The sequence below is a fragment of the Streptococcus sp. SM3 genome, from assembly GCF_027497875.1.
This window is the reverse complement of sequence record NZ_JAJNSA010000012.1, coordinates 19,328-42,759: the sequence shown is the minus strand read 5'-3', so window position 1 is coordinate 42,759 and position 23,432 is coordinate 19,328. Positions and strand designations below refer to the sequence as shown.

At 39.8% G+C, this 23,432-nt stretch carries 24 protein-coding genes, 1 tRNA gene and 1 other RNA gene; 8 read left to right on the top strand and 18 right to left on the bottom strand.

Going from position 1 to position 23,432, the window contains the following annotated elements; genetic code table 11:
* The first annotated feature begins 139 nt into the window (after nt 1-139).
* Entirely contained in the window at nt 140-2,461 is a 2,322-nt protein-coding gene (locus PAN06_RS03750) for a hypothetical protein (RefSeq protein ID WP_269795621.1), read from the top strand.
* 92 nt (nt 2,462-2,553) lie between these two features.
* On the opposite strand, the gene PAN06_RS03745 is transcribed toward PAN06_RS03750, so the two are convergent.
* The 3 genes from PAN06_RS03745 to PAN06_RS03735 are packed head-to-tail and all read right to left on the bottom strand — an operon-like array spanning nt 2,554 to nt 6,157.
* The gene (locus PAN06_RS03745) at nt 2,554-4,512 is read right to left on the bottom strand and encodes a fructose-specific PTS transporter subunit EIIC (RefSeq protein ID WP_269795620.1); all 1,959 of its coding nucleotides are present in this window, start codon (nt 4,510-4,512) and stop codon (nt 2,554-2,556) included.
* Complete coding sequence (gene pfkB / locus PAN06_RS03740; RefSeq protein ID WP_269795619.1) at nt 4,509-5,420, bottom strand: 1-phosphofructokinase; 912 nt, start codon at nt 5,418-5,420, stop codon at nt 4,509-4,511. Before pfkB ends, PAN06_RS03745 begins: the two co-directional genes overlap by 4 nt.
* Entirely contained in the window at nt 5,417-6,157 is a 741-nt protein-coding gene (locus PAN06_RS03735) for a DeoR/GlpR family DNA-binding transcription regulator (RefSeq protein WP_000920651.1), read from the bottom strand. The genes pfkB and PAN06_RS03735 overlap by 4 nt, the downstream gene beginning before the upstream one ends.
* Before the next feature lie 161 nt (nt 6,158-6,318).
* On the opposite strand from PAN06_RS03735, the gene PAN06_RS03730 reads away from it, so the two are divergent.
* Nucleotides 6,319-6,406 (top strand) — tRNA-Ser (locus tag PAN06_RS03730).
* 78 nt (nt 6,407-6,484) lie between these two features.
* Here the strand turns inward: PAN06_RS03730 and PAN06_RS03725 are convergent.
* From PAN06_RS03725 to PAN06_RS03705, 5 genes are all read right to left on the bottom strand, one after another.
* On the bottom strand, nt 6,485-7,819 hold the full coding sequence (locus PAN06_RS03725; protein WP_004260041.1) for an Nramp family divalent metal transporter: 1,335 nt from the start codon (nt 7,817-7,819) through the stop codon (nt 6,485-6,487).
* 305 nt (nt 7,820-8,124) lie between these two features.
* Nucleotides 8,125-8,472: a transfer-messenger RNA gene (ssrA, locus tag PAN06_RS03720) on the bottom strand.
* Between the two features lie 61 nt (nt 8,473-8,533).
* Entirely contained in the window at nt 8,534-9,169 is a 636-nt protein-coding gene (locus tag PAN06_RS03715) for an SGNH/GDSL hydrolase family protein (RefSeq protein WP_269795618.1), read from the bottom strand.
* A 1-nt stretch (nt 9,170) separates the two neighbouring features.
* The gene (locus tag PAN06_RS03710) at nt 9,171-9,998 is read right to left on the bottom strand and encodes an HAD family hydrolase (protein WP_125443061.1); all 828 of its coding nucleotides are present in this window, start codon (nt 9,996-9,998) and stop codon (nt 9,171-9,173) included.
* Between the two features lie 21 nt (nt 9,999-10,019).
* On the bottom strand, nt 10,020-11,345 hold the full coding sequence (locus PAN06_RS03705; RefSeq protein WP_080709995.1) for a CapA family protein: 1,326 nt from the start codon (nt 11,343-11,345) through the stop codon (nt 10,020-10,022).
* Nucleotides 11,346-11,519: 174 nt separating this feature from the next.
* Between PAN06_RS03705 and def the strand changes: the two genes are divergently transcribed.
* On the top strand, nt 11,520-12,131 hold the full coding sequence (def, locus tag PAN06_RS03700; protein ID WP_004260025.1) for a peptide deformylase: 612 nt from the start codon (nt 11,520-11,522) through the stop codon (nt 12,129-12,131).
* Between the two features lie 44 nt (nt 12,132-12,175).
* Complete coding sequence (gene rlmB, locus PAN06_RS03695) at nt 12,176-12,904, top strand: 23S rRNA (guanosine(2251)-2'-O)-methyltransferase RlmB (protein WP_000855753.1); 729 nt, start codon at nt 12,176-12,178, stop codon at nt 12,902-12,904.
* Between the two features lie 39 nt (nt 12,905-12,943).
* Here the strand turns inward: rlmB and trxB are convergent, their stop codons facing one another.
* The 7 genes from trxB to PAN06_RS03660 all read right to left on the bottom strand — a co-directional run bounded on the left by trxB (nt 12,944) and on the right by PAN06_RS03660 (nt 17,298).
* Nucleotides 12,944-13,855 carry a thioredoxin-disulfide reductase gene (gene trxB, locus PAN06_RS03690; protein ID WP_269795617.1) on the bottom strand — a complete coding sequence of 304 codons (912 nt, stop codon included), beginning with the start codon at nt 13,853-13,855 and terminating at the stop codon, nt 12,944-12,946.
* Between the two features lie 65 nt (nt 13,856-13,920).
* Nucleotides 13,921-14,145 (bottom strand): DUF4059 family protein, encoded by a 225-nt coding sequence (locus tag PAN06_RS03685; protein ID WP_000926599.1) that lies wholly within the window; start codon nt 14,143-14,145, stop codon nt 13,921-13,923.
* Nucleotides 14,146-14,222: 77 nt separating this feature from the next.
* On the bottom strand, nt 14,223-14,966 hold the full coding sequence (locus PAN06_RS03680) for an amino acid ABC transporter ATP-binding protein (RefSeq protein ID WP_004260009.1): 744 nt from the start codon (nt 14,964-14,966) through the stop codon (nt 14,223-14,225).
* Entirely contained in the window at nt 14,966-15,766 is an 801-nt protein-coding gene (locus PAN06_RS03675) for an amino acid ABC transporter permease (protein ID WP_001103451.1), read from the bottom strand. Before PAN06_RS03675 ends, PAN06_RS03680 begins: the two co-directional genes overlap by 1 nt.
* 157 nt (nt 15,767-15,923) lie before the next feature.
* The gene (locus PAN06_RS03670; protein WP_000889092.1) at nt 15,924-16,280 is read right to left on the bottom strand and encodes an arsenate reductase family protein; all 357 of its coding nucleotides are present in this window, start codon (nt 16,278-16,280) and stop codon (nt 15,924-15,926) included.
* Nucleotides 16,281-16,285: 5 nt separating this feature from the next.
* The gene (locus PAN06_RS03665; RefSeq protein ID WP_115904760.1) at nt 16,286-16,804 is read right to left on the bottom strand and encodes a methylated-DNA--[protein]-cysteine S-methyltransferase; all 519 of its coding nucleotides are present in this window, start codon (nt 16,802-16,804) and stop codon (nt 16,286-16,288) included.
* Nucleotides 16,804-17,298: a GNAT family N-acetyltransferase gene (locus PAN06_RS03660; RefSeq protein WP_269795616.1), complete on the bottom strand. Its 495-nt coding sequence runs from the start codon at nt 17,296-17,298 to the stop codon at nt 16,804-16,806. Before PAN06_RS03660 ends, PAN06_RS03665 begins: the two co-directional genes overlap by 1 nt.
* A 134-nt stretch (nt 17,299-17,432) precedes the next feature.
* On the opposite strand from PAN06_RS03660, the gene PAN06_RS03655 reads away from it, so the two are divergent.
* Together PAN06_RS03655 and PAN06_RS03650 are read left to right on the top strand one after the other, a co-directional pair.
* A complete protein-coding gene (locus PAN06_RS03655) occupies nt 17,433-17,879 on the top strand; it encodes a DUF1836 domain-containing protein (protein ID WP_269795615.1) in 447 nt (148 codons plus the stop codon).
* Nucleotides 17,876-18,523 (top strand): hemolysin III family protein, encoded by a 648-nt coding sequence (locus tag PAN06_RS03650; protein WP_001097996.1) that lies wholly within the window; start codon nt 17,876-17,878, stop codon nt 18,521-18,523. Before PAN06_RS03655 ends, PAN06_RS03650 begins: the two co-directional genes overlap by 4 nt.
* 20 nt (nt 18,524-18,543) lie before the next feature.
* On the opposite strand, the gene pdxT is transcribed toward PAN06_RS03650, so the two are convergent.
* The 3 genes from pdxT to PAN06_RS03635 form a co-directional block, all read right to left on the bottom strand.
* Nucleotides 18,544-19,125 carry a pyridoxal 5'-phosphate synthase glutaminase subunit PdxT gene (gene pdxT, locus PAN06_RS03645; protein ID WP_261116578.1) on the bottom strand — a complete coding sequence of 194 codons (582 nt, stop codon included), beginning with the start codon at nt 19,123-19,125 and terminating at the stop codon, nt 18,544-18,546.
* Nucleotides 19,126-20,001 (bottom strand): pyridoxal 5'-phosphate synthase lyase subunit PdxS, encoded by an 876-nt coding sequence (gene pdxS / locus PAN06_RS03640; RefSeq protein ID WP_000138517.1) that lies wholly within the window; start codon nt 19,999-20,001, stop codon nt 19,126-19,128.
* A gap of 151 nt (nt 20,002-20,152) precedes the next feature.
* The gene (locus PAN06_RS03635) at nt 20,153-21,532 is read right to left on the bottom strand and encodes an FAD-dependent oxidoreductase (RefSeq protein ID WP_269795614.1); all 1,380 of its coding nucleotides are present in this window, start codon (nt 21,530-21,532) and stop codon (nt 20,153-20,155) included.
* Nucleotides 21,533-21,840: 308 nt separating this feature from the next.
* Here PAN06_RS03635 and PAN06_RS03630 point away from each other — a divergent pair, with 308 nt between their 5' ends.
* Nucleotides 21,841-22,764, top strand: coding sequence for an FAD:protein FMN transferase (locus PAN06_RS03630; RefSeq protein WP_061864020.1), 924 nt, complete (start codon nt 21,841-21,843; stop codon nt 22,762-22,764).
* A gap of 59 nt (nt 22,765-22,823) precedes the next feature.
* Complete coding sequence (locus tag PAN06_RS03625) at nt 22,824-23,429, top strand: NADPH-dependent FMN reductase (protein ID WP_000915951.1); 606 nt, start codon at nt 22,824-22,826, stop codon at nt 23,427-23,429.
* Nucleotides 23,430-23,432: the final 3 nt, after the last annotated feature.

Here is a 23,432-nt window from a genome sequence, read left to right as displayed (position 1 = left end):
GCTCACAGCTCACAGCTCACGCTGATTATGTAATCAAGCGTATTTTTTGTCAAGCCCTAAAACAGACTTTTTCACATTTTTGTGAGAAGGTCTTTTCTGTTGTTTCTCAACTCAATGAGTTGATTGTTGGAGGTGTAAAATGACGCCTCTAGCTATTGATAGAAGTTGGCAATCTGGAAATGAAAGAGCAGACAATTTATTTTTCTGGAGAAATTTCGGTTTTGATGAAAAAGATATTTTAATCGAAAATACTGATGGTATCGTTAACGGATCTCTGTTTGAATTTAAAAATAGCATTGCTGATCTTAATGCTGTGCTTACTCAAGCTATCCACTATCTGTCTAAATTAAGGATTAAAGGTGGTATTCCTATACCAAGCAAAATCGTTTTAGTTGATATTAATAAAAATCGTGCTAGTGTTTATGATGCAACTAAATATCGTTTAGAAATTTTACAAAATTATACGAATAGTGCATCAAAAAATGTAAATCAGAAGACTTTAAAAGATGCTACTAATCCTGAAAAAGTAATTGAATTTGATGTTTTTCAACCAAAGAGCCCTAAAAATCGTGAATTGCGTGAATTATTCCAAATAGACGAGTATCAAAAGTTTGAAATTGGCTTTCCAAACATTTTAGGGTGGGCGAACTACATATACCGTCACGATAAAACAACAACAAAATCTCAAATGTTTGAGATGCTCAAACAACCGTCTAATTCAATAGTCGAAAACTATATCTTACCTTGGTGTGGAGACGAAAGCGATTTTGACACCGTGATGGACGCATTAAATGACCCTGCAAATAGAAAAGATTTAGGAGCGTTTTATACACCATTACCTTATGTTAAAGAAGCAACTAAACTTGTTCGTCAAGCTATTAGCAGTCTTCCTAAAAATATGGACTATGTTATTTTGGATAGATGTGCTGGTACAGGAGCATTAGAGCATTATTTAACTGAAGAAGAGTTAGGCCATGTTATCTTGAATACTTATGAAATAAAAGAATGGCTTGTTTTGTATAACAAATATATTGGAAAAGTGAGGGCTATCATACCACCACTTTCAATTGTACAAGCAAACAAGGGGAACTTAGTAACAGGTGGGGATGCTTTAGCAGAAGAGTTTTTATCGATTCCAATGGAAACAGATGGAAAACATAATACATTACAAGAAATCATAGATGACAAAAATGTTGCGATTATTGGTTTTGAAAATCCCCCTTATTCTAGCGAATTAGCTCGGGCTCAAGAAGGAAATGTTAAATCGATAGATAAATTTAGCTATATAAGGAAATTGATGTCCGATGAATTTGTGGGTGATAGTAACCATGCAAAAGATTTGCTAAATCAATTTGTTTGGTCTTTTGAAAAATACTTTATGAGAGATGAAAACGACTATTATATTTTATTTGCTCCTGTTAAGTATTGGAAATCAGTTGGTCTAATGCAAAAAATCTTTATTAATGGTTTTCTAGCAAACAGAGGGAACTTTAAAGCACAAGAAAGTTCCGTTTTGGTAGCACTTTGGAAAAACGATCAAGATAACGAAACTGAAAGTATTACTGTAACTGCTAAAGAAATATGGAGAGATAATAAAAAATGGGGAACTGGGAAAGGAGCAGCAGTCATTGATGTACCTGAGGATGCTATTCTTAAAGATGTGAAGCATGTCACTATAAAAAAAGTATACAAAACGCTAGGAGAATACTATTCTAAAAAGTTAAAAACAGATGTGTTATCTAAAATTGCTACTGGCTACGATGGTAAAGAAGTACCATTAAAAAGCTATGGAAAACCTGTTTATAATGACAATATTTTAGCGGTTATAGAAGCCAGTGGTTTTGGTACTACTCCGCAGGACATAAGAATGACTAGAATTGCTATTTATCATGGACGAGGTAGTCAAGTTAGAACAAATAATTACGCAGAGCAAACTGCTTTATTTGTTGCCAAGCAATACCCTCAAAAAAACTGGTATGAAAGGGATATTTACTACACAACTGCTGATAAAGGGGATTTGTATACAGAGGATACAGATTTTCTTAGAAAAGCTACATTATGGACTTGTATCTCTCAAAAAAATCATTGTTTGAGCTTTGATGGTTCTGATGAAAAGTTTTATAGTAACGAAATGTGCCTAGATGAGAACTCTCTAGTTCGTAAAGAATTGGTCGAACAAGAAAAATATGGAAAACTTGATAGAGCTGACTTAATGTTGCTAGGCGTCTTTGATGAATTACTTGAACTAGCTAAAAATACTCAAGAATATAATCCAAAATACAATTATGGTACTTATCAAATTGAATTGGACATAAATACATCATACAAAGATGGTAATGATAAAAAGATATTCAACAATGAAAAAGTTAACACTAAACTAAAAGAACTTAAAACAAGGTTAGCTGATTACTATGAGAATGAGCTTGAAAGTAAATTATTTGAGTATGAACTATTGAAATAGTGAGAAGACGATTTCCAAACGGAAATCGTCTTTTTCGATATTGTTGAAATACTACATTTTGTGGTTGGTTTAAACTGGTATATAGTTCCCTTTTATTTAACTGCTTGTGGTTTGCGTAGGTAACCATAGACCACACCACTTACGATTGCTCCTACCAAAACAGAAACGAGGTAAAGAAGAGCATTTGAAGTAAGGGCAATCACGAAGATTCCTCCGTGTGGCGCCATGAGTTTGATACCAGTAAGACCAACAAGTCCACCTGCTACTGCTGAACCAAGAATGAAGCTTGGGATAGCACGTGCTGGGTCAGCGGCACCAAATGGAATTGCTCCCTCGGTGATAAATGACAATCCCATGATAATATTTGTCAAACCAGAGTTGCGTTCTTCTTTGGTAAATTTACCTTTAAAGAGAAGAGTTGCGACAAAAATAGCAAGCGGTGGAACCATTCCTCCAGCCATAACTGCCGCCATAGCTACAGAACCACCTGAAGAAACAGTCGCTGCAAGCGTACCTGTACCAAAGACATAGGCAGCTTTGTTGACTGGTCCACCCATGTCGACAGCCATCATTCCACCAAGAACGATACCAAGAAGGACAGCTGAACCTCCTCCAAGACCACCTAGGAAGTCATTCATAGCAGTGTTGATTGCTGCCATTGGGATGTTAACAGCTAGCATGACAAATCCAGTCAAGATTGTTCCAAGAAGTGGCAAGAGAAGGATTGATTTAGCACCTTCAAGCGAACGAGGAACTTTAACGTATTTCTTGATGGCAAGAACTAAAGCACCTGCGATAAATCCACCAACAAGGGCACCTAGGAAACCAGATGAGACACCTGCAAGAGTTGAAGTTGCTTCACCACCTGCTGCATAAGGGATTTTACCAAAGGCAAAACCTTCTTTGGCAATAGCACCAGCCACGAAACCTGCTACCAAACCTGGTTTTTCAGCGATAGAGTAGGCAACATAACCTGCAAAGACTGGAAGCATCAAACCAAAGGCAGCTCCACCAATTTTCATGAACATAGAAGCTAGCTCATGGTAAGAACCAAGATTGCCAAGATTTTCATTCGGCACACCCAAAGCACCGTCAATCAAGAAGGCAAGTGCAATCATGATACCACCACCGATAACGAATGGCAACATTTGAGATACACCACTCATCAAGTGTTTGTAGAAAGCACCACCAAGGCTTTGTTTTTCGTTGCTTGTAGTTGCAGCTTTTGCTCCATTAGCAGCACGGTAGACTTCCGTACCTCCTGAAAGAGCCAAGTTAATCAATTCTTCTGTTTTACGGATACCATCAGCAACCGGACGACTGATCAATGGTTTGCCATCGAAACGATCCATTTCTACAGCCTTATCTGCTGCGATGATAACCGCTTTAGCCTTACGGATATCTTCAGCAGTTAGTTGGTTTCCAACACCGCTAGCACCATTGGTTTCGACCTTGATACCAACCCCCATTTCAGCAGCTACTTTTTGAAGGGCTTCTTGGGCCATGTAAGTGTGGGCAATACCTGTCGTACAAGCTGTAACAGCCACAATAAAGTCACCAGAGTCATTGGCAGCTCCTTGAACAGCCTCCACAGTTTTTTCTGAAGCTTGGTCAAAAAGTTCGATAACTTGGTCAGCTGATGTTGCTTGACGAAGTTTGTTAGCAAAGCCGTCTTTCATCAAATATTGAGACAATTCTGCCAAGGCCGCTAAGTGAGTGTCATTGGCACCTTCTGGAGCCGCAATCATAAAGAAGAGGTCGGTTGGTTGCCCATCTAAACTTTCGTAATTAACACCCTTGTTTGACTTAGCAAAGAGAACAGTCGCTTCTTTGACAGCAGCATTTTTACTGTGAGGCATTGCGATACCATCACCCAAACCAGTAGAAGTCAAAGCTTCACGCGCCAAAATGCCTTCTTTAAATGTTTCAAAATCTGTTACATAACCGTGGTCTGTCAAACTTTTAATCATCTCGTCGATGACAGCTGTTTTTTCAGTCGCCTGCAAATCCAGCAACATGACATCTTTTCTCAATAGGTCTTGAATTTTCATCGTTTTTCTACCTCAACTTTTTCATATGTTTCTTTAATAAATTCCGCTGTTGCCAAGTCATCCGAGAAGGTGGTTGCCGTTCCGCAAGCCACTCCCCATTTGAAGGCTTCTACTGCATCTTTTGATTTGACAAATTCACCTGTGAATCCGGCAACCATTGAATCACCAGCTCCGACTGAATTTTTCACTGTTCCCTTGATAGGTTTTGCGAAGTAAGCTCCCTCAGATGTGACAAGAAGTGCACCATCACCAGCCATAGAGATAATGACGTTTTGAGCACCTTTAGCCAGTAACTCACGAGCGTACTTCTCAATTTCATTTAAACTTTCGAGTTTAACCCCAAAAATCGCTCCAAGTTCATGATTGTTTGGTTTGACCAAAAGTGGCTGGTAGTCCAAACTATCAATCAAGGTCTGTCCTTCAAAGTCACAAACCACTTGTGCACCCGTCTGACGCGTCAAGGCAATCAAATCCTTATAGATAACATTGCCTAGATTTTTAGCACTTGAACCAGCAAAGACAATCGTGTCTTCTGCAGTCAAACTAGACAATATAGCTTTCAATTCTTCTAACTGGGTTGGTTCGACATTTGGACCCGTTCCGTTGATTTCTGTTTCTTGGTCCGCTTTAATCTTAACATTGATACGAGTATCTTCTGCTACTTGGACAAAACGTGTCTCGATTTCTTCATTAGCCAAAGTATCCGTGATAAATTTACCAGTAAAGCCTCCGATAAATCCAGTTGCTGTATTTGGAATATCCAAGCGTTTCAAGACACGACTGACATTGATTCCTTTCCCTCCAGCAAACTTATCATCACTGTCCATACGATTGACACTACCGACTTGGACTTGGTCCAAACGAACGATATAATCAATAGATGGATTGAGTGTGACTGTATAAATCATACTTCTATTACCTCCGTTTTCTCCTTAATAGCCTGCAAGAGCTCATGCCCTTGACTTGTGATAACAATAGCTCGTTTGAGTGGTGCTACCTTGGCAAAGCAAGTTTGTCCAATTTTAGACGAATCCACCAAGACATAGGTCTGTTTGGCGTTTTCCAAAATAGCACGCTTCACAGCTCCCTCCTCCATATCAGGAGTCGTATAATAACCATCGTCCACACCATTCATCCCGATAAAAGCACGGTCAAAGTGCAATTGGTTAATCTGATTAAGAGCAACGCCCCCGATGCTAGCATCTGTTGCCATCTTGACACTTCCTCCAACCATGACAGTTGGAATTTGCTTTTCAACCAACTGAGCAGCATGGTGAATCGAGTTGGTTACAACAGTAATATTCTTATTGACCAATTCATGGATCAAAAAAGCAGTTGTTGTTCCAGCATCAATAAAGATGACATCTTGTTCCTTGATGAGAGAGGCTGCCTTCTGAGCTAGCAACTTCTTCTCTTGAAGGTTTTTGACAGATTTTTCTTGAATGGTTTCTTCTTCCTGCAAGGAATGGGGCAATTCTGCTCCACCATGCACGCGACGAAGCTTGTTTTCCGCTTCCAACTCATCCAAATCTCTTCGAACCGTTGATTCTGACGTTTCTAGCAAACTAACTAATTTTTCTAGAGAAACTACATGATGTTGATTTAACTCCTCTAGAATCAGTTGCTTCCGCTCTGTTTTTAACACCGAATCACCTCCTGTTATCGTTTACACTATTCATTCTATCACACTCTCTTTCAAAGTCAAGCATTTTTTATCATTTTCTTTCAAATTCTATCATTTTTCTCATTTCCAGAATTTTTATTGCAAGATAAGAGGCTTTATGGTAGACTATTTGAGTAAGCATTGGAAGATTACTCAAGAGGCTTAAGAGGCCGTGTTGGAAACGCGGTAGGCGTGTAACAGCGTGCGTGGGTTCGAATCCCATGTCTTCCGTTTATTTTAAAAAAGATACCCAAGAAATCTTGGGTATCTTTTTTCTTATATGCTTGTTTTATAACTCGGGTGAATTTCTTAGAAAATATCAAATAACAATTTCACATTGAGAATTGTTAAGATAATGGAAACGATATAGCCAAGGATGGTATTCCATTTGGCATTGGTAAATTCTCCCATCAGTGATTTCTTAGAAGTTAGATAAATCAGTGGGAAGATTGAAAATGGAAGAGCAATCGAAAGAAAGACTTGTGAATAAACCAATAACTGATCCAATGTTTTTTCCTGATGACCAAACAGAACCGCTACAATCATGACAGGCAACAAGGCAAAGAGACGAGTTGCCAAACGAATGAACCATTGAGGTAATCTCATATGCAAGAAACCTTCCATAACGATTTGTCCAGTCAAGGTACCCGTAATTGTCGAATTTTGACCACTGGCTAATAAAGCCAAGGCAAACAAGGTTGATAAGGTCGAGCTAGCTATAGCTCCTGCAATAGTAGAATCCTGCAAGGCATTATACATTTGAGAGAAGGCAGAAATCTCAGATGCATGGCCGAAAAAGAGAGCCGCCCCGAGAATTAATAGAAGGGAGTTAACCACAAAGGCCAAGGATAATTGGAGATTTGAATCCCAGGTCATAAAGCGCACGGCTTTTCGAACATCATTCTTGTCCTTGTGATTGATTTTCCGAGTTTGAGACAAGGAAGAATGCAAATAGAGGTTATGGGGCATAACCGTTGCTCCCACGATCCCTAGTGCCAAGGTTAATTGACTTTCATGCCCTGGCAAGGGACTTTCAAATAAGGTTGCATTCGGTAGATAACCCTCAACGATTCCTTGGAAGCTTGGATGTGACAAAGCTACCAGATAGGTAAAAATTGCTAGAATGGTTAAAATCAGTGTTGTCACAATAGCTTCAATCTTCTTAAAGCCAAATTTCATCAGAAGCAATAAGAGAAAAACATCCAACACGGTCAAGAGAATTGCTATCATAATCGGAATCTTAAAGAGAAGATTGAGAGCAATCGCTGAACCTAGAACTTCTGCCAGATCTGTCGCCATCAAGGCTAATTCTAAAATCACCCATAGACTATAACGAAGCCATTTAGGTGAATGATGAGCCGTTGCTTGAGCCAGGTCCATCTGGGTTACAATACCAAGCTTTCCTGCCATCTGCTGAAGTTGCATGGCAATGAGAGATGAAATCAAGATAACAAACAAGAGACTATACTTATAGGAAGCACCACCGACTACACTGGTAATCCAGTTTCCTGGATCCATATAACCAACTGCGACAAGAGCACCCGGACCTAAAAAGGCCTTTAAATTTTGCCAGAAATGATTGTTATTTGGAGTATCGATAGATTGATTAATCTCAGAGAGTGACACTTTTTTATGAGAAGACATAGATACTTACCTCTTTCTAAACCTACTTTTTCATTATTTTCTATTAGAGAAAAATAAGATTGACTTTAAACTATTAAAACAATGAAAACTATATGAAAAACATTTAGTTTTTTCATTATTTTTCTTAAAGCACCTTAATTATAACAGAAAATATGATAAAAACTTAAGAAAATTCAGGACTTGCTTTAATATTTAGGATACAACTGAAAATTGTATCCTTTTTGTAAAAAAGAATACCAAGGAATACCAAAGAACAAAATAAAAAACGCTGTAAGTACAACGTTTTAGAAAGGAATGCAAAAGAATAATGGAGCCGGTGGGAGTCGAACCCACGTCCAAACATCTGCTAACATATTTGTCTACAACCATAGGTTATGTATTGTTTTAACAGCTCCTCGACACATAACTCAAGCCTAGGAACTGCGAGCCTATAAATCTCTTACCAAACTGCTAGACAAAGTTTGATCGTATCTCGCTAATAATAAGACCTGTCATTGAACACGAGCAATCCAAATCGGGTCACGCCTGCTGGTTTTTAGGCAGCTAGAGCGTAAGAAGTGTTATTTTTTGCAGTTATATTTAACTGAGCGTTTACGTCGCCACACGAGTCGCAAAATATGCCTCATAATGCCTGTCGAATCCGTAACGACCCCAAAAGACAACAAAACCATTATACCTTATCTAACTCAAAAATGCAAAAAGGAAAGCAATTAACTACAAAAGATAGTCTTTCAAAGATTTTGTCAAAATCTGATAACCAGCAACACTGAGATGCAGTCCATCAGTTGTATATTCTTTTTTGAGTTGACCTACTTGGTCTGTCAAACTATCAAAAACTGGCACAAATTCTACCTGCATATAGGCAGAAGTAAGCTCTTGATAGGCTTGATTCCATTTCTGAATTTTTCCATTCGTGCGGATATAGACTGTCTGCTTGTACTCCTCTCCCTCATTGACTGGCAAAATAGAAAGCAATTTCATCTCTGTCAATGGATAATCGCGAGCAATGGATTGTATGATAGCTTCGATATTATTGAGAGCCTCATTCACAGGCACATCTTTTCCAATATCATTTGTCCCAATCAAAAGGACAATTTTATCTACTGCTCCACCGTACAGATGAGCATCTAGATTTTCTAATAACAGCCCTGTCTGATAACCTCGAATGCCTCGATTGACAATTGTCTTCGAAGTCCCAAATAATTCCTGTAGAGGATAATATTCGACAATGGAATCCCCAATAAAAAGAATATCTGGCTCTACAACAGAAACTTGATTTAAGTGACGATACTTGGTTTGGATTTTTTCTTGTTCCTTTAGTAACCAATTTTCTAATAACTGTACTGCCACTTCATTCTCCTTTTTCTAACCAGTTTTCCAAGACTTGGTAAACTCCTCCTTGGCTGTTAGCTGGTGCTAGAGCAGTCGCCACAGCTTTGGCTTTCTCATCAGCATTTTCCATCGCATAGGCAATTCCAGCCATTTCAAGCATTTCAACATCATTTTCACTGTCACCAAAAGCCATGATTTGTTGGGGGTTCAAGTCCCAGCGCTTGAGTAATTCTTCCAAGCCCCACGCTTTATGAATCCCAGCTTGGAGGATATCAATGCAACCATAGCCACTCGATACAGCCCGAACACGGCCATCAAAGAGGTCATTGATTTCTTCTAAAACAGAACTCAAACGTTCCTCACCAACAACCATACTCATCTTGAGCACACCACCAAAGAGGTCGGAGGTTAATTCATCCACAAATTGCATCCGTTGGTAGAATTTTTCAATCATTTCTGGAGTCATAAAACTTTCAAGATCTGTAAAAATCGTACCTTCTTTGACGAAACCACCCTTCATCCCCGTTACAACAAACTGGTCCTGACACGCTCGACCCTTGAAATGAGCCAAAGCCTTATCGACAATGGCATCATCCCAAGTCTGAGCCTGAATCAATTCATTGTTTTCAAAAATACGAGCACCGTTTGCAACAACCAGAACCACTCGATCGACCAAGTGCTCCAGTAGTTGCCTCATGCGGTGAATTTCATTCCCAGTCGCGATGACAAAACGAATACCCCTTTGATCCAACTGATCTAAAATCTTTTCCAAGCGTGGGAGATCAAGCTGGCCTCTAGCATCCAGCAAGGTCCCATCCATATCTGTCGCAATTACTTTAATCGTCATTTACTTTCCTCTGGATTTAAGCTAGTCCCACTTCAATCCCACATGTTCGTTCATTTCTTTATAGGCTGTATCAATTCGCTCCTTAGTCGCTTCATCTAACTGGTCACGATGGCTACCACCCTCGATAAAGTCTTCTAAGATATAGGTTTGGTAATGATATAGGGGATATCCTTCTGGTGAAAAAGTTCCTTTTGGTGTTCGATTGACCCAAGTAGGATGAGCTTTAGCTGTTTCAATAGTTGTTTGTCCATCTTTTTTCTTGACAGTTACATCCATAAGAACACCACGCTCTGTCCACTTAGCATTGTCTACACCAGTCATTGTTTCAATACGTTGGTTAGAAATGAAGTTCCCCATTGAATAGATAATGAGTTTCTTGTCTCCATCTTTTTCAACAATCTCAGATGGTTCAACTACGTGTGGATGGCCTCCAAAGATAATATCCGCTCCCCAATCAATCATCTTGTGGTACAAAGCCTTTTGCTCTTCAGTCGGTTCTATTCGATACTCAACACCCATCTGAGGCATGATAACAGTAATATCCGCTTCCTTCTCTGCACGCTCAATTTCAGCCTTCATCTTATCTTCGTTTAGGTCTGAAAGATAGCGGTTATAATCTTCTTGAGAAATACTTTGCTCAATTCCATTAAATCCATAAGAATAAGCCAAAAGTGCAACCTTGATACCGTTCACTTCCTTGATAACGAGCGGAGCTTGATCACGTGACTCGTGCGTATAAACTCCAATAGGTGTCATTCCTGCCTTTTCAATTGCATCTGCCGTTGAAATGACTCCTTCAATTTGCGAATCTAAAACATGATTATGGGCTAAATCTAAAACATGATACCCAGCATCTTTAATAGCATCCATTACTTGACCAGGAGCATTAAATAAAGGATAGCCAGCTAGATAATGATCTTTATTAATGGTCCCTTCAAAATCACCTATTGCCAAATCTGCCTGCTTAAGCCAAGGAGTTACGTATTCAAAATTCTCATGAAAATCATAGCTGCCATCTTCCTTTTTAGCTGACATATAGATAATATCATGGTAAAGTAAATCTCCATGGGCCATAATACGAGCACTTGTTTCTTCTTCCTGATCTTTAGATTTTTGATTTGTCTTATTTGCTTCTTTAGAAATGGCATCCTTTTTTTGACTGGTCAAGGGGATTCCTTGGAAACTTTCAAACAGCAAGACCAAGCCCATTGATAAAGCAACTGCTAGCAAGAGTATCGCCACAAATCCCTTATTACTCCACTTGCGATAACTCCTAAAAAAGTTTACAAAGCCTCTCACAAAATGAAAAACTGGTCCACGTTTATGTCTATCTTGTCTTCTTTGCATCTTCATTCTCCCTACTTTCTAATGCAAGCCTTTTCTTTTTATTATATCACAGATAAGTAATTCTTTCACAATTGAATCGAACCTAGTAGGTATTTTCTATAAAAGCTAGATGCCGAAATGCTTTCATTCCTTATCATTTTGTGATATCATGTAGAGGTAATGAAAGGAGAGAAAATGTCTGCAATAGAACGTATTACAAAAGCTGCTCACTTAATTGATATGAACGATATTATCCGCGAAGGGAATCCTACTCTACGCGCAGTTGCTGAGGAAGTCACTTTCCCCCTATCTGATCAAGAAATCATTCTTGGCGAAAAGATGATGCAATTCCTCAAACATTCCCAAGATCCTGTCATGGCTGAAAAAATGGGGCTCCGCGGTGGAGTTGGACTTGCTGCTCCTCAATTAGATATCTCAAAACGCATTATCGCTGTTTTGGTACCTAATATTGTTGAAGAAGGCGAAACTCCAGAGGAAGCTTACGACTTGCAAGCTATTATGTACAATCCAAAAATCGTCTCTCACTCTGTTCAAGACGCTGCTCTTGGTGAAGGAGAAGGTTGCCTCTCTGTTGACCGCAACGTGCCTGGCTATGTTGTTCGCCATGCCCGCGTTACTGTTGACTACTTTGACAAGGATGGAGAAAAACACCGTATCAAGCTCAAAGGCTACAACTCCATCGTTGTTCAGCATGAAATTGACCACATCAACGGTATCATGTTTTACGATCGTATCAATGAAAAAGACCCATTTGCAGTTAAAGATGGTTTACTGATTCTAGAATAAAGAAAATCCCGTTGCAAGACGGGGTTTTGTGTTATAATAGAGGCATGAAAACAAATGATATTGTCTATGGCGTCCACGCCGTTACCGAAGCTCTCCTTGCAAACACTGGCAACAAACTCTACCTCCAAGAAGATCTCCGAGGTAAGAATGTTGAGAAAGTCAAGGAACTGGCTACAGAAAAGAAGGTGTCCATTTCTTGGACTTCAAAAAAATCCCTCTCTGAGATGACTGAAGGTGCTGTCCACCAAGGTTTTGTTCTACGAGTGTCTGAATTTGCCTATAGCGAGCTAGATTACATTCTTGCCAAAACACGCCAAGAAGAAAATCCTTTGCTATTAATTCTGGACGGGTTAACTGATCCTCACAACTTAGGCTCCATCTTAAGAACCGCTGATGCGACCAATGTTTCAGGAGTCATCATTCCCAAGCACCGTGCTGTCGGAGTAACTCCTGTCGTTGCCAAAACAGCCACAGGTGCTATTGAACACGTTCCGATTGCCCGAGTAACCAATCTCAGTCAAACTTTAGATAAACTCAAGGATGAAGGCTTCTGGACCTTTGGAACGGATATGAATGGGACTCCTTGCCATAAATGGAATACAAAAGGGAAAATCGCCCTCATCATCGGAAATGAAGGAAAAGGCATTTCTAGCAACATCAAAAAACAGGTAGATGAAATGATTACCATTCCTATGAATGGACATGTTCAAAGCCTTAATGCCAGTGTTGCTGCAGCTATTCTCATGTACGAAGTTTTCCGAAATAGACTATAAAAAAAGTTTCCAGTCATCTGATTGGAAACTTTTTTATGATTAACTATGTTCGGTGATAAACTTATAAGCTTCTTGACCAGCGATAGCTCCATCTCCAACTGCTGTTGTTACTTGGCGGAGGTCTTTCAAGCGAACATCTCCAACTGCAAAGATACCGTCAACTGCAGTTTTCATGTGGTTATCTGTCACAATCCATCCAGCCTGATCTTGGATATTCAATTCTTTAACAAAATCGCTAAGAGGGTCCAATCCAACATAGATAAAGACACCACCAAAGGCTTGTTCTGTCACTTGACCTGTTTTCACATTTTCAAATACGACAGATTCTACTCGGTTTTCGCCCTTGATTTCCTTCACTACAGAATCCCAGATAAAGCTGACTTTCTCATTCGCAAAGGCGCGGTCTTGTAAAACCTTTTGAGCACGAAGTTGGTCACGACGGTGAACAACGGTCACAGTCTTAGCAAAACGAGTCAAGAAGAGGGCTTCTTCAACAGCTGAATCTCCACCACCGACTACCAACAAATCTTGGTCACGGAAGAAAGCACCATCACACACGGCACAGTAAGAAACACCACGACTGTTCAGTTCTTCTTCTCCAGGTACTCCCAAAGGACGGTGTTTAGAGCCAGTCGCTACGATAACTGTACGTGTTTCATACGTTCGGTCATCAGTAATCACTTTCTTAAAATCACCATGGTCTTCGACATTTTCAACATAACCATAAATGTGCTCAACACCAAGATTTTCAAGCGGTTCAAACATCTTTTCTGCCAATTCTGGTCCACTAATATTAGCGTATCCTGGGTAATTTTCAATATCAGATGTATTATTCATCTGACCACCTGGCAGACCACCTTCAATCAAGGCTACTTTTAGATTGCTTCGAGCAGCATACAAGGCTGCAGTCATCCCTGCAGGTCCAGCACCGATAATAATAGTATCGTACATATAGATTCCTTCTTTCTTGTTGTAACTATCTTTATTCTAACTCTTTCTTGTCAATCAAGCAAGGATTATGCCTTGAAAACAAGAATTAAACTCATAACCGCAAAGGATAATACCGGAACAACCAAGACCCCAATCATAATCATATCATAGAGATGGGCTTGGCGAGCCTTGGCTGTCTTATCAACTCCCGACATGGCTCTCAGTCCAATCCAAATCCCTAAAAAAATCAGGACGAGGATGGTGGTCAAGATCAAACTCTCGAAATATAAAGAAAATAGTTGCAGTAGCATGATTTCTCTCATTTCTATCTTTTTTAAAGAGTAAACTCAGCTAGTCCAGCTAACTGAGTTTTCCTTTATCTATTATATCAAATATAAGTCCGTTTGTAACTAGCGAAGAATTCTTTTGTCCGCTCTTCTTTAGGATGGTGGATAATCTCATCCGGTGTTCCAGACTCGATGATTTTCCCCTTATCTAAGAAGAGAATCTTATCAGCCACTTGGGCTACAAAGGACATGTCATGACTAACCAAAATCATAGTTTGACCTGACTTAGCAGCATCTGCAATAGACTTTTCTACTTCACCAACCAATTCTGGGTCAAGGGCTGAAGTTGGTTCGTCTAAGAGTAAGACATCTGGTTTCATAGCGAGAGCACGCGCTAAGGCAACCCGTTGCTTTTGTCCACCTGATAAATGACGAGGGTAATGGTTTTCACGGTCCGAAAGTCCAACCTTAGCCAACTCTTCCTTGGCAATCTTAGTCGCTTCTTGATCAGATAATTTCTTGACAACAACCAAGCCTTCTTTTACATTATCAAGTGCTGTTCGGCGTTCAAACAAATTAAACTGTTGGAAAACCATAGACAACTTACGGCGTAGGGCAAGGATTTCTTCTTGAGTGATTTTAGAAAAATCAACTGAGAAATTATCAATCTGAATAGAGCCACTGTCAGGTGTTTCAAGATAATTGAGACTGCGAAGGAAAGTTGATTTTCCAGCTCCTGAAGAACCAATCAAGGCTACAACTTCCCCTTTTTGAATATCCAAGTTCAGATGATCCAAGACAGTCTGTCCTGAAAAGGATTTGCTTAAATTCGAAATCTTAATCATTAACGAAGGTCTCCTTTCACATCTGTTTGCACTGTATCGGGTGCAGAAATAGCCATTTTTCTCTCAATGAAACGACCGAGGCTTTCAATTCCGATATTGACTACCCAATAAACAAGGGCAACGGAGATGAAGCGTTCAAAATAACGATAATCGGCACCACCCAAAATCTGAGCTTGGGCAAAGACTTCCACAACACCAGCACTGAAGGCTAGAGAAGTTCCCTTGGTCAAGCCGATTAGGGAATTGATTAAGGTTGGAGTAGCTACCACCGCTGCATTTGGAATAATCACTCGACGATAAACTTGCGCTCGGGTCATACCCAGACTTCGTGCTGCCTCAATCTCACCAGGATTGACTGAGAGAATGGCTGCACGAATGGTTTCACTAGCATAAGCTGCCTCATTAAAGGCAAAGGCTACAATCGCAAAAACAGCCGCTGGAATAGCATTGATATTGAGACCAGTACCCCATTGCTGATTGAGAGCTTTCAAAGCCAAAGGAATTCCATAGTAGGTCAACATGAGTTGCACCAAAATCGGTGTCCCTTTTAAGAAACTAACAAAGAAGGCCTGTAAGGGGTATAAAATCTTGACACGATTGATTTTCACAATAGCAAAAAGAAGTGCCAAAACCAAGCCAAAAAGGGCACCACCAATTGTCAACATAATCGTTGTTGGAAGTTGTTGGACAATTCTTGGAATTCCATCAAAGACCGAACGCAGGCTAAAAAGTTTACCATCCGGAATCAATTGCATCAAATTTTGGTACCAATCTGATGCTAAAATCGTTGTAACATTCATAAAAACATCCTCTCCTGATAATGATTCATTCTACCATACTTCTGCCGTCAATGAAATTATTTGCTACGGTCAGATACAGACTTTGTCCACCTACTAGTTTATCATACTTTGAAACAGGGAGGTTATATATTTTATCTATCAAAGAGATAAGTAAAAACTATTTCAATCCCAATTCTTCATAAGGTTTTCGATAACCAATTTGCTTAACAGTTCCATTTTCTACTAAAATGGGGCGTTTTAACAACATACCGTCACTTGCTAGCAACTCAGCTGCTTCTTGGTTTGACAGGCTTCCTACCTTATCTTTCAGCCCCAATTCACGGTATTTGATTCCACTGGTGTTGAAAAATTGCTTCAACTCAAAACCTGAGGTTTCTAGCCAATTTAAAATGACTTCTTGGCTAGGTGTTTCTTCGACGATATGGACAGCTTTATAGTCCACACCGAGTTGGTTTAATTCTTGTTTTGCTTTTTTACAAGTTGAACATTTTGGATATTCGATAAATTCTAACATGTCTTTCACTTTCTATTGTTTATATCTTTAAAATCTGCGCCTTCATGCTCCAATAGCCATGCTTTCTTTTCCATTCCTGCAGCATAACCTGTCAGACGCTTGCCTGCGCCCAACACCCGATGACAAGGTACTAGGATAGACCACGGATTGCGTCCTACCGCTCCACCAATTGCTTGAGCAGAAGCCACTTGTAGGTCTTGAGCTATTTGTCCATAGGTCACTGTTTGACCATAAGGAATTTCCTGTAAATAGGACCAAACTCTCTTTTCAAAATCCGTTCCGATTGGAGCCAAGGGCAAGTTGGATAAATTCTGAGACTTGCCTTTAAAGTAATCATCTAAGCAAGCAATAACTGGGTCTAAAATGGGATGACTAACAACTTCTTCTATTGTTTCATCTCCTATCCCCCTCTCAAAATACTTCTGCTCCTGAACCCAAATTCCATACAGATATTGCTCGTCGGCAACCAAAGACAAGGTTCCTATTGGCGAAAAGTAGAGCATTTTTACGTACATCTTTTGCATTATTTCTTTAATTTTTGATAGGCCAAGCGTTCGCCATCAACTGGAACCTTACCAACCTGTTTAAAACCGAGTTTTTCAAAGATATGCTGCATGGCCTTGTTTGCAACATGCGTATCTGAGCGAAAATCTAGATAGTCAAAACCTTCAATCAAGCCCTCTAAAAAGGTTTGAGCAACTCCCTGTCCCTGGACATCTGCTGCCACAGCAATACGGTGAAAGACTAGGTACTCTGACTCTCCAGCTTGCCATTTTCCTTCATAAATGGCTTCATAGGCTGCCTCTGGACTCTTGGTCACAGCTGCATAAGCTAGTAATTCTCCCTCTTCCAAGGCTACGTAGCCTTGACCTGAGATAATATCTTCAATAATAATATCAGCATTTGGATAGTCATTTTGCCACTGGTCACTACCAGCATCTGCTAAACATTTTTTAGCATCTTCTATCACCTGCATGATGGCACCTACTTCATTTGGAAAAGCTAAACGAATTTCCATCTTTTCTCCTCATTTCTGACTAGTTTCTCCCATCATAGCATAATTTAAGTCTTTCTACAAGCAGTTAAAACTTGACTTTCTGTTTTTATTATTTTATAATCTAGTTATTAAAACTAGATAAAAAGGAGTTGAAAATGAAAACTACCTTTTCCTACCCAAAATGGGCAGAAATCCCAAATATTGACCTCTATCTGGACCAGGTTTTGCTCTATGTCAATCAGGTCTGCGCCCCTATCTCTCCTGATAAAGACAAGGGCCTGACAGCATCTATGGTCAATAACTATGTCAAACATGGTTATCTGACAAAGCCTGACAAGAAAAAATACCAACGCCAACAGATTGCTCGTTTGATTGCTATCACAACCCTCAAGTCGGTATTCTCTATTCAAGAAATAGCACAGACACTTAATACTCTACAAACTCAAGCAAGTTCAGACCAACTCTACGATGCTTTTGTAAACTACATGAACCAAGGAATTGATCCAGCTAACCCCATTATCCAAACCAGCTGCCAAACCGTTAAACTCTATCATCAAACTCTAGCCTTAATCCATCATACTCAAGAGGAGGTAATCCAATGAACACTAGTCTTAAACTCAGCAAACAACTCAGTTTTGGAGAGGAGATTGCTAATAGCGTGACCCATGCTGTGGGTGCCGTCATCATGCTCATCTTACTCCCCATTTCATCCACCTATAGTTATGAGGCACACGGATTTTTATCATCTATCGGCGTTTCCATTTTCGTTATTAGTCTCTTTCTCATGTTTCTATCATCCACCATTTACCACTCTATGGCCTATGGTTCAACCCACAAATATGTCTTGCGAATCATCGACCATTCTATGATTTATGTTGCCATTGCTGGCTCATACACGCCCGTCGTCTTGACCTTAATGAATAACTGGTTTGGCTATCTGATTATTGCCATCCAATGGGGAACGACCATCTTTGGTATTCTCTATAAAATCTTTGCTAAAAAAGTCAATGAGAAATTTAGCCTTGCTCTTTACCTGATTATGGGCTGGTTGGTTCTAGCTATCATTCCTGCCATTATCAGTCAAACGACACCCATTTTCTGGAGTCTCATGGTAACTGGCGGACTATGTTATACAGTTGGGGCTGGATTTTACGCCAAGAAGAAACCTTATTTCCACATGATTTGGCATCTTTTTATCCTAGCTGCGTCTGCCCTCCAATACATTGCCATTGTTTATTACATGTAAAAAAGTTGAGAAATTCAATCTCAACTTTTTTCTTTACACATATTGATAAAGTACTGGTGCAAGCGCACATCATCAGTCAATTCTGGATGAAAAGAAGTTACCAACATATTTTTTTCTTGGGCTGCAACGATTTGATTATCAACTGTTGCTAGAATTTCTACACCCTCTCCAACACTAGTGATAATTGGACCACGAATAAAGGTCATTGGAATCTGACCGACTCCCTTACATTCTGCTTCCGTGTAGAAACTTCCTAGTTGGCGCCCATAGGCATTGCGCTCGACTACCATATCCATAGTTCCTAGATGACTCTCGTCCTGAGAAGTAATTTCCTTAGCCAGCAAAATTAAACCCGCACAGGTCCCAAACACCGGTAAACCAGATAGAATTGCTTCTCGAATGGGAATCAGCATGTCCTGCTCACGTAAGAGCTTGCCCATTGTTGTAGATTCCCCACCAGGTAGTATCAAACCCGCCAAGTCACTCTGATTTTGCTGAAAATCCTCTAAATTTCTGATTTCAACACTCTCGATACCTAATTTCTCTAGCACTTTTGCATGTTCTGCAAAGGCCCCTTGCAAGGCCAATATTCCGATTTTCATCTATTTTCCTCGCTCAGCCATGAGGATTTGGATCTCATTTTCATTGATACCAACCATGGCTTCTCCTAAATCTTCAGAGATTTGAGCTAAAATTTGAGGATTTCGGAAATTAGTTACCGCTTTGACAATGGCACTCGCTCGTTTAACAGGATCTCCTGACTTAAAAATACCTGAACCGACAAAGACACCCTCTGCCCCTAATTGCATCATCAGCGCAGCATCTGCTGGCGTTGCAACGCCTCCAGCCGCAAAGTTTACAACTGGCAATTTTCCATGCTCATGGACGTATTGAACCAATTCTACAGGTACTTGCAAGTCCTTAGCAGCAACATAAAGTTCGTCCTCACGTAGGTTTTGAATGCGGCGAATTTCCTGATTCATCATACGCATATGACGAACAGCTTGAACAATATCTCCTGTCCCTGGTTCTCCTTTTGTACGAATCATAGAAGCACCTTCAGCGATACGACGCAAGGCTTCACCCAAGTCCTTAGCCCCACAGACAAAAGGAACTTGGAATTCTTTCTTGTCCACATGGAAACGGTCGTCAGCTGGAGATAAAACTTCACTCTCATCGATATAGTCAATTTCAATAGCCTCTAAAATCTGAGCTTCAACAAAATGCCCGATTCTGACCTTGGCCATTACTGGAATGCTAACCGCTTCTTGGATTTCTTTAATCATCTTTGGATCACTCATACGAGAAACCCCACCTGCTGCACGAATATCAGCCGGAATCCGCTCCAAGGCCATCACAGCTGCCGCACCAGCAGCTTCTGCAATACGGGCCTGTTCAGGATTCTGAACGTCCATGATAACCCCACCTTTGAGCATCTGTGCCAAGTTTTTATTTAGTTCGTAACGATTTTCAGTCATTTCTTTATCCTCATCATTTGTATTGGTAGCTACCATTTCATTTTAAGTTAGATTAGAATGAATCACAAGATAAAAAAAATATAATTGTATGGGTACACATTGACTAAAAAACCATCTGACCTTAACTTAAGGTCAGATAGGTCATTCATTTTTATTTTTCAGCTGTAAGGGCAGCCATTGTGATGTAGTTGTATGGTTTGTTGAAGTGTGGCAAGAAGAATAGGTCTGTCAATGCCAATTTATCAATTGTCACATGCTCTTGGATAGCAAGTGAGAACATGTGGATTCCCATGCTGATTGCAGAATCGTGTGAAACCATTTGTGCACCAAGAATTTCACGGCTATCTTTGTCAAAGACAATCTTGATTGCTACTTCATGGTTATCATGTTTCATGAATTCTGGTTTTTGAAGATCGTTAAAGCCTGTTTCAGTTGCATTGTAACCTGCTGCTTTAGCTTTTTCAAGAGTCAAACCGGTTGAAACCATGTGAAGACCGTAGATAGAGATACCGTTTGAACCTTGCACACCGATTCCTTCCAATTCATGTCCACAAGCGTTATATGCACCAACGATACCAGTACGAACAGCATTTGAAGCAAGAGCGATGTAGCTAGTGTCTTTACGTGCATTGTCATAAACAGTTGCACAGTCACCTACAGCGTAAACGCCAGGGATAGATGTTTCTTGTTTCTTGTCTACAAGGAAGGCACCGTTACGGAAGAGTTCAATCTTACCATCAGCAAGATCAGTATTTGGACGGAAACCAACTGCAAGGATAACCATATCGATATCGAAAGTTTCTTTATCAGTAATCAAGCGTTCAACTTTACCATCACCCTCGATTGCTTTAACAGTTTGACCAAGCGCCAAGCGGATGTTGTGGTCTTCCAAGTTCTTCGCCATCATTTGTGTGAAGTCTTTGTCATAGTAACCGTTCAAAACAGTATCAACGATATCAACAAGGACAACTTCTTTTCCAAGACGTTCAAAGGCTTCAGCAAGTTCAACACCGATATAACCACCACCAACAACGGCGATTCGGTCAAGGTGTTGACTCTTATCAGACAATTTGTGAATCACTTCTTCAGCGTTTTGGTACAATTTAACGAATTGTACATTTTCAAGAGTTGCTTTAAATTCGCGGTTGCCTTTAACAATTTCAACACCTTCGATTGGTGGCAAGATTGGTGTAGAACCTGTAGCGAAAATCAATTTATCGTATGATTCTTTGTGCTCTTTTCCTTCAACTTCTGCAGTAACTACTTTGTTATCATAGTCGATTGAAAGAACTGGTGAGTTCATATATACCTTAGCACCTTTAGCTTCCAATTTTTCTTTATCAGAATAGAACAAGCCTTCAGCACCGTCAATTTGTTCACCAATCCAAAGGGCCATTCCACATCCTAGGAAAGAGATGTTAGAGTTTTGGTCGAATACAACAATTTCGTTCTCATTGCCAAAATTATCCAACATAGTATTAATACATGCTGTACCAGCGTGGTTAGCACCAACTACAACGATTTTACTCATAGAAAAATTCCTACCTTCAATTTTAAATTTACCCTTCTAGTATAACATTTACTGTTAGCGTTTACAAGAGTTTAGCTAATTTTCCCGATTTTTTTGTAAAAAAATGTAAATAATCTGTATTTTATCAGTCTTTCTTACAATTACTCTTTATTTTCTGAGCATATTTCTTGACAAGTTTACAAATTTCATTTGTGAAAACGCTGACTTTATGGTATGCTAGTATCATGGAAAGAAAATGTAAGGGGTTAAATTTAATATAAATTTACTATATTTCAGCCTTCTTTTCATAAGAGAAAGGAGTTGGTAGCTTGCCTCTTAGTTCACATTCCGAACGGCTAATGGGGACTACTATCACTATTTCATTAGTAGATGAGCGAGCCGATAGCTTGCTCCAAAAATCCTTTGATTTGCTCAAAGAGCTTGAATACCGCTTCAATGCCAATAGTCAAGAATCTGAGTTGATGGAAATCAATTATCAAGCTGGAATAGCTCCTGTCAAAGTTCATCCAGACCTGTTTGAACTGATTTCACTTGGATTAGAGCATAGCCTAGCGCCCTCTAGTCATCTCAACATCAGCATTGGTCCCTTGATTCAAACCTGGCGTATCGGTTTTTCAGATGCCAAAGTGGCCCAACTCCAAGAAATTGAATCAGTGCTACCTTTAATCAATCCTCATTATATCGAGTTAGATTCTTCTACTTCCACTGTGTTTTTAAAACAGAAAGGAATGAAGATAGACCTAGGTTGTTTAGCCAAGGGTTATAGTGCGGATAAGGTTGCCCAATTTCTTAGAGAAGAGGGAGTGACATCTGCCTTGATTAATCTGGGAGGGAATATCCTGACTATTGGAAAAAATCAGGCAAGAGGGGATCAGCCTTGGCAAATTGGGATTCAAGACCCAGCCAATCCGAGGGGAAATCACTTAATGACCATCCCTGTTGTCAATAAATCTGTCGTGACTTCAGGCATTTATGAACGTCACCTGACTGTCGATGGAAAAGATTACCATCATATTTTTGACAGCCAAACAGGTTATCCTGTTGAAACGGAACTAGCGAGTCTAACAATCATCTCTGATAAATCAGTTGATGGTGAAATCTGGACAACTCGTCTATTTGGAGAAAGACCTGCTTCTATCCTCTGGCAAGTTGAAAGTTTGGAGGGCATCGAAGCTATCCTCATCGATAAGGAAGGTCACCTAAGCTGTTCTTCAGGAATCCCAACTCTATAGAAACAAATGTTTCAATGGAGTTTTAAAATCGTATTATGTAAAAAGAGAAAGGAAATCTCATGTTAAAACTTATTGCTATTGTTGGAACAAATTCAAAACGTTCTACAAACCGCCAATTGCTTCAATACATGCAAAAACACTTTGCTGAAAAAGCTGAAATTGAACTTGTTGAAATTAAAGACATTCCTGTCTTCAACAAACCAGCTGACAAGCAAGTACCTGCTGAAATTTTAGAAATTGCTGCTAAAATTGAAGAGGCAGATGGCGTTATTATTGGTACTCCTGAGTATGACCACTCTATCCCAGCTGTTTTGATGAGCGCTCTTGCTTGGTTGTCTTATGGTATCTATCCACTTTTGAACAAACCAATCATGATTACAGGTGCTTCATATGGTACGCTTGGTTCATCACGTGCCCAATTACAACTTCGCCAAATCTTGAATGCCCCAGAAATCAAAGCAAGTGTCCTTCCAGATGAATTCTTGCTTTCACATTCTCTTCAAGCCTTCAATCCAAGTGGAGATCTAGTGGATCTTGATGTTATCAAAAAATTAGATGCCACTTTTGACGACTTCCGTATCTTTGTAAAAATTACAGAAAAATTGCGCAACGCACAAGCCCTACTTCGCAAAGATGCTGAAGACTTTGACTGGGAAAATTTGTAAGAT

What these genes read in the sequence shown, in the direction of transcription:
- PAN06_RS03750 (WP_269795621.1), top strand. Translation starts at nt 140, where the DNA reads ATGACGCCTCTAGCTATTGATAGAAGTTGGCAATCTGGAAATGAAAGA.
- PAN06_RS03745 (WP_269795620.1), bottom strand. Translation starts at nt 4,512, where the DNA reads ATGAAAATTCAAGACCTATTGAGAAAAGATGTCATGTTGCTGGATTTG.
- pfkB (WP_269795619.1), bottom strand. Translation starts at nt 5,420, where the DNA reads ATGATTTATACAGTCACACTCAATCCATCTATTGATTATATCGTTCGT.
- PAN06_RS03725 (WP_004260041.1), bottom strand. Translation starts at nt 7,819, where the DNA reads ATGTCTTCTCATAAAAAAGTGTCACTCTCTGAGATTAATCAATCTATC.
- PAN06_RS03710 (WP_125443061.1), bottom strand. Translation starts at nt 9,998, where the DNA reads ATGACGATTAAAGTAATTGCGACAGATATGGATGGGACCTTGCTGGAT.
- PAN06_RS03705 (WP_080709995.1), bottom strand. Translation starts at nt 11,345, where the DNA reads ATGCAAAGAAGACAAGATAGACATAAACGTGGACCAGTTTTTCATTTT.
- def (WP_004260025.1), top strand. Translation starts at nt 11,520, where the DNA reads ATGTCTGCAATAGAACGTATTACAAAAGCTGCTCACTTAATTGATATG.
- rlmB (WP_000855753.1), top strand. Translation starts at nt 12,176, where the DNA reads ATGAAAACAAATGATATTGTCTATGGCGTCCACGCCGTTACCGAAGCT.
- trxB (WP_269795617.1), bottom strand. Translation starts at nt 13,855, where the DNA reads ATGTACGATACTATTATTATCGGTGCTGGACCTGCAGGGATGACTGCA.
- PAN06_RS03685 (WP_000926599.1), bottom strand. Translation starts at nt 14,145, where the DNA reads ATGCTACTGCAACTATTTTCTTTATATTTCGAGAGTTTGATCTTGACC.
- PAN06_RS03680 (WP_004260009.1), bottom strand. Translation starts at nt 14,966, where the DNA reads ATGATTAAGATTTCGAATTTAAGCAAATCCTTTTCAGGACAGACTGTC.
- PAN06_RS03675 (WP_001103451.1), bottom strand. Translation starts at nt 15,766, where the DNA reads ATGAATGTTACAACGATTTTAGCATCAGATTGGTACCAAAATTTGATG.
- PAN06_RS03670 (WP_000889092.1), bottom strand. Translation starts at nt 16,280, where the DNA reads ATGTTAGAATTTATCGAATATCCAAAATGTTCAACTTGTAAAAAAGCA.
- PAN06_RS03665 (WP_115904760.1), bottom strand. Translation starts at nt 16,804, where the DNA reads ATGCAAAAGATGTACGTAAAAATGCTCTACTTTTCGCCAATAGGAACC.
- PAN06_RS03660 (WP_269795616.1), bottom strand. Translation starts at nt 17,298, where the DNA reads ATGGAAATTCGTTTAGCTTTTCCAAATGAAGTAGGTGCCATCATGCAG.
- PAN06_RS03655 (WP_269795615.1), top strand. Translation starts at nt 17,433, where the DNA reads ATGAAAACTACCTTTTCCTACCCAAAATGGGCAGAAATCCCAAATATT.
- PAN06_RS03650 (WP_001097996.1), top strand. Translation starts at nt 17,876, where the DNA reads ATGAACACTAGTCTTAAACTCAGCAAACAACTCAGTTTTGGAGAGGAG.
- pdxT (WP_261116578.1), bottom strand. Translation starts at nt 19,125, where the DNA reads ATGAAAATCGGAATATTGGCCTTGCAAGGGGCCTTTGCAGAACATGCA.
- pdxS (WP_000138517.1), bottom strand. Translation starts at nt 20,001, where the DNA reads ATGACTGAAAATCGTTACGAACTAAATAAAAACTTGGCACAGATGCTC.
- PAN06_RS03635 (WP_269795614.1), bottom strand. Translation starts at nt 21,532, where the DNA reads ATGAGTAAAATCGTTGTAGTTGGTGCTAACCACGCTGGTACAGCATGT.
- PAN06_RS03625 (WP_000915951.1), top strand. Translation starts at nt 22,824, where the DNA reads ATGTTAAAACTTATTGCTATTGTTGGAACAAATTCAAAACGTTCTACA.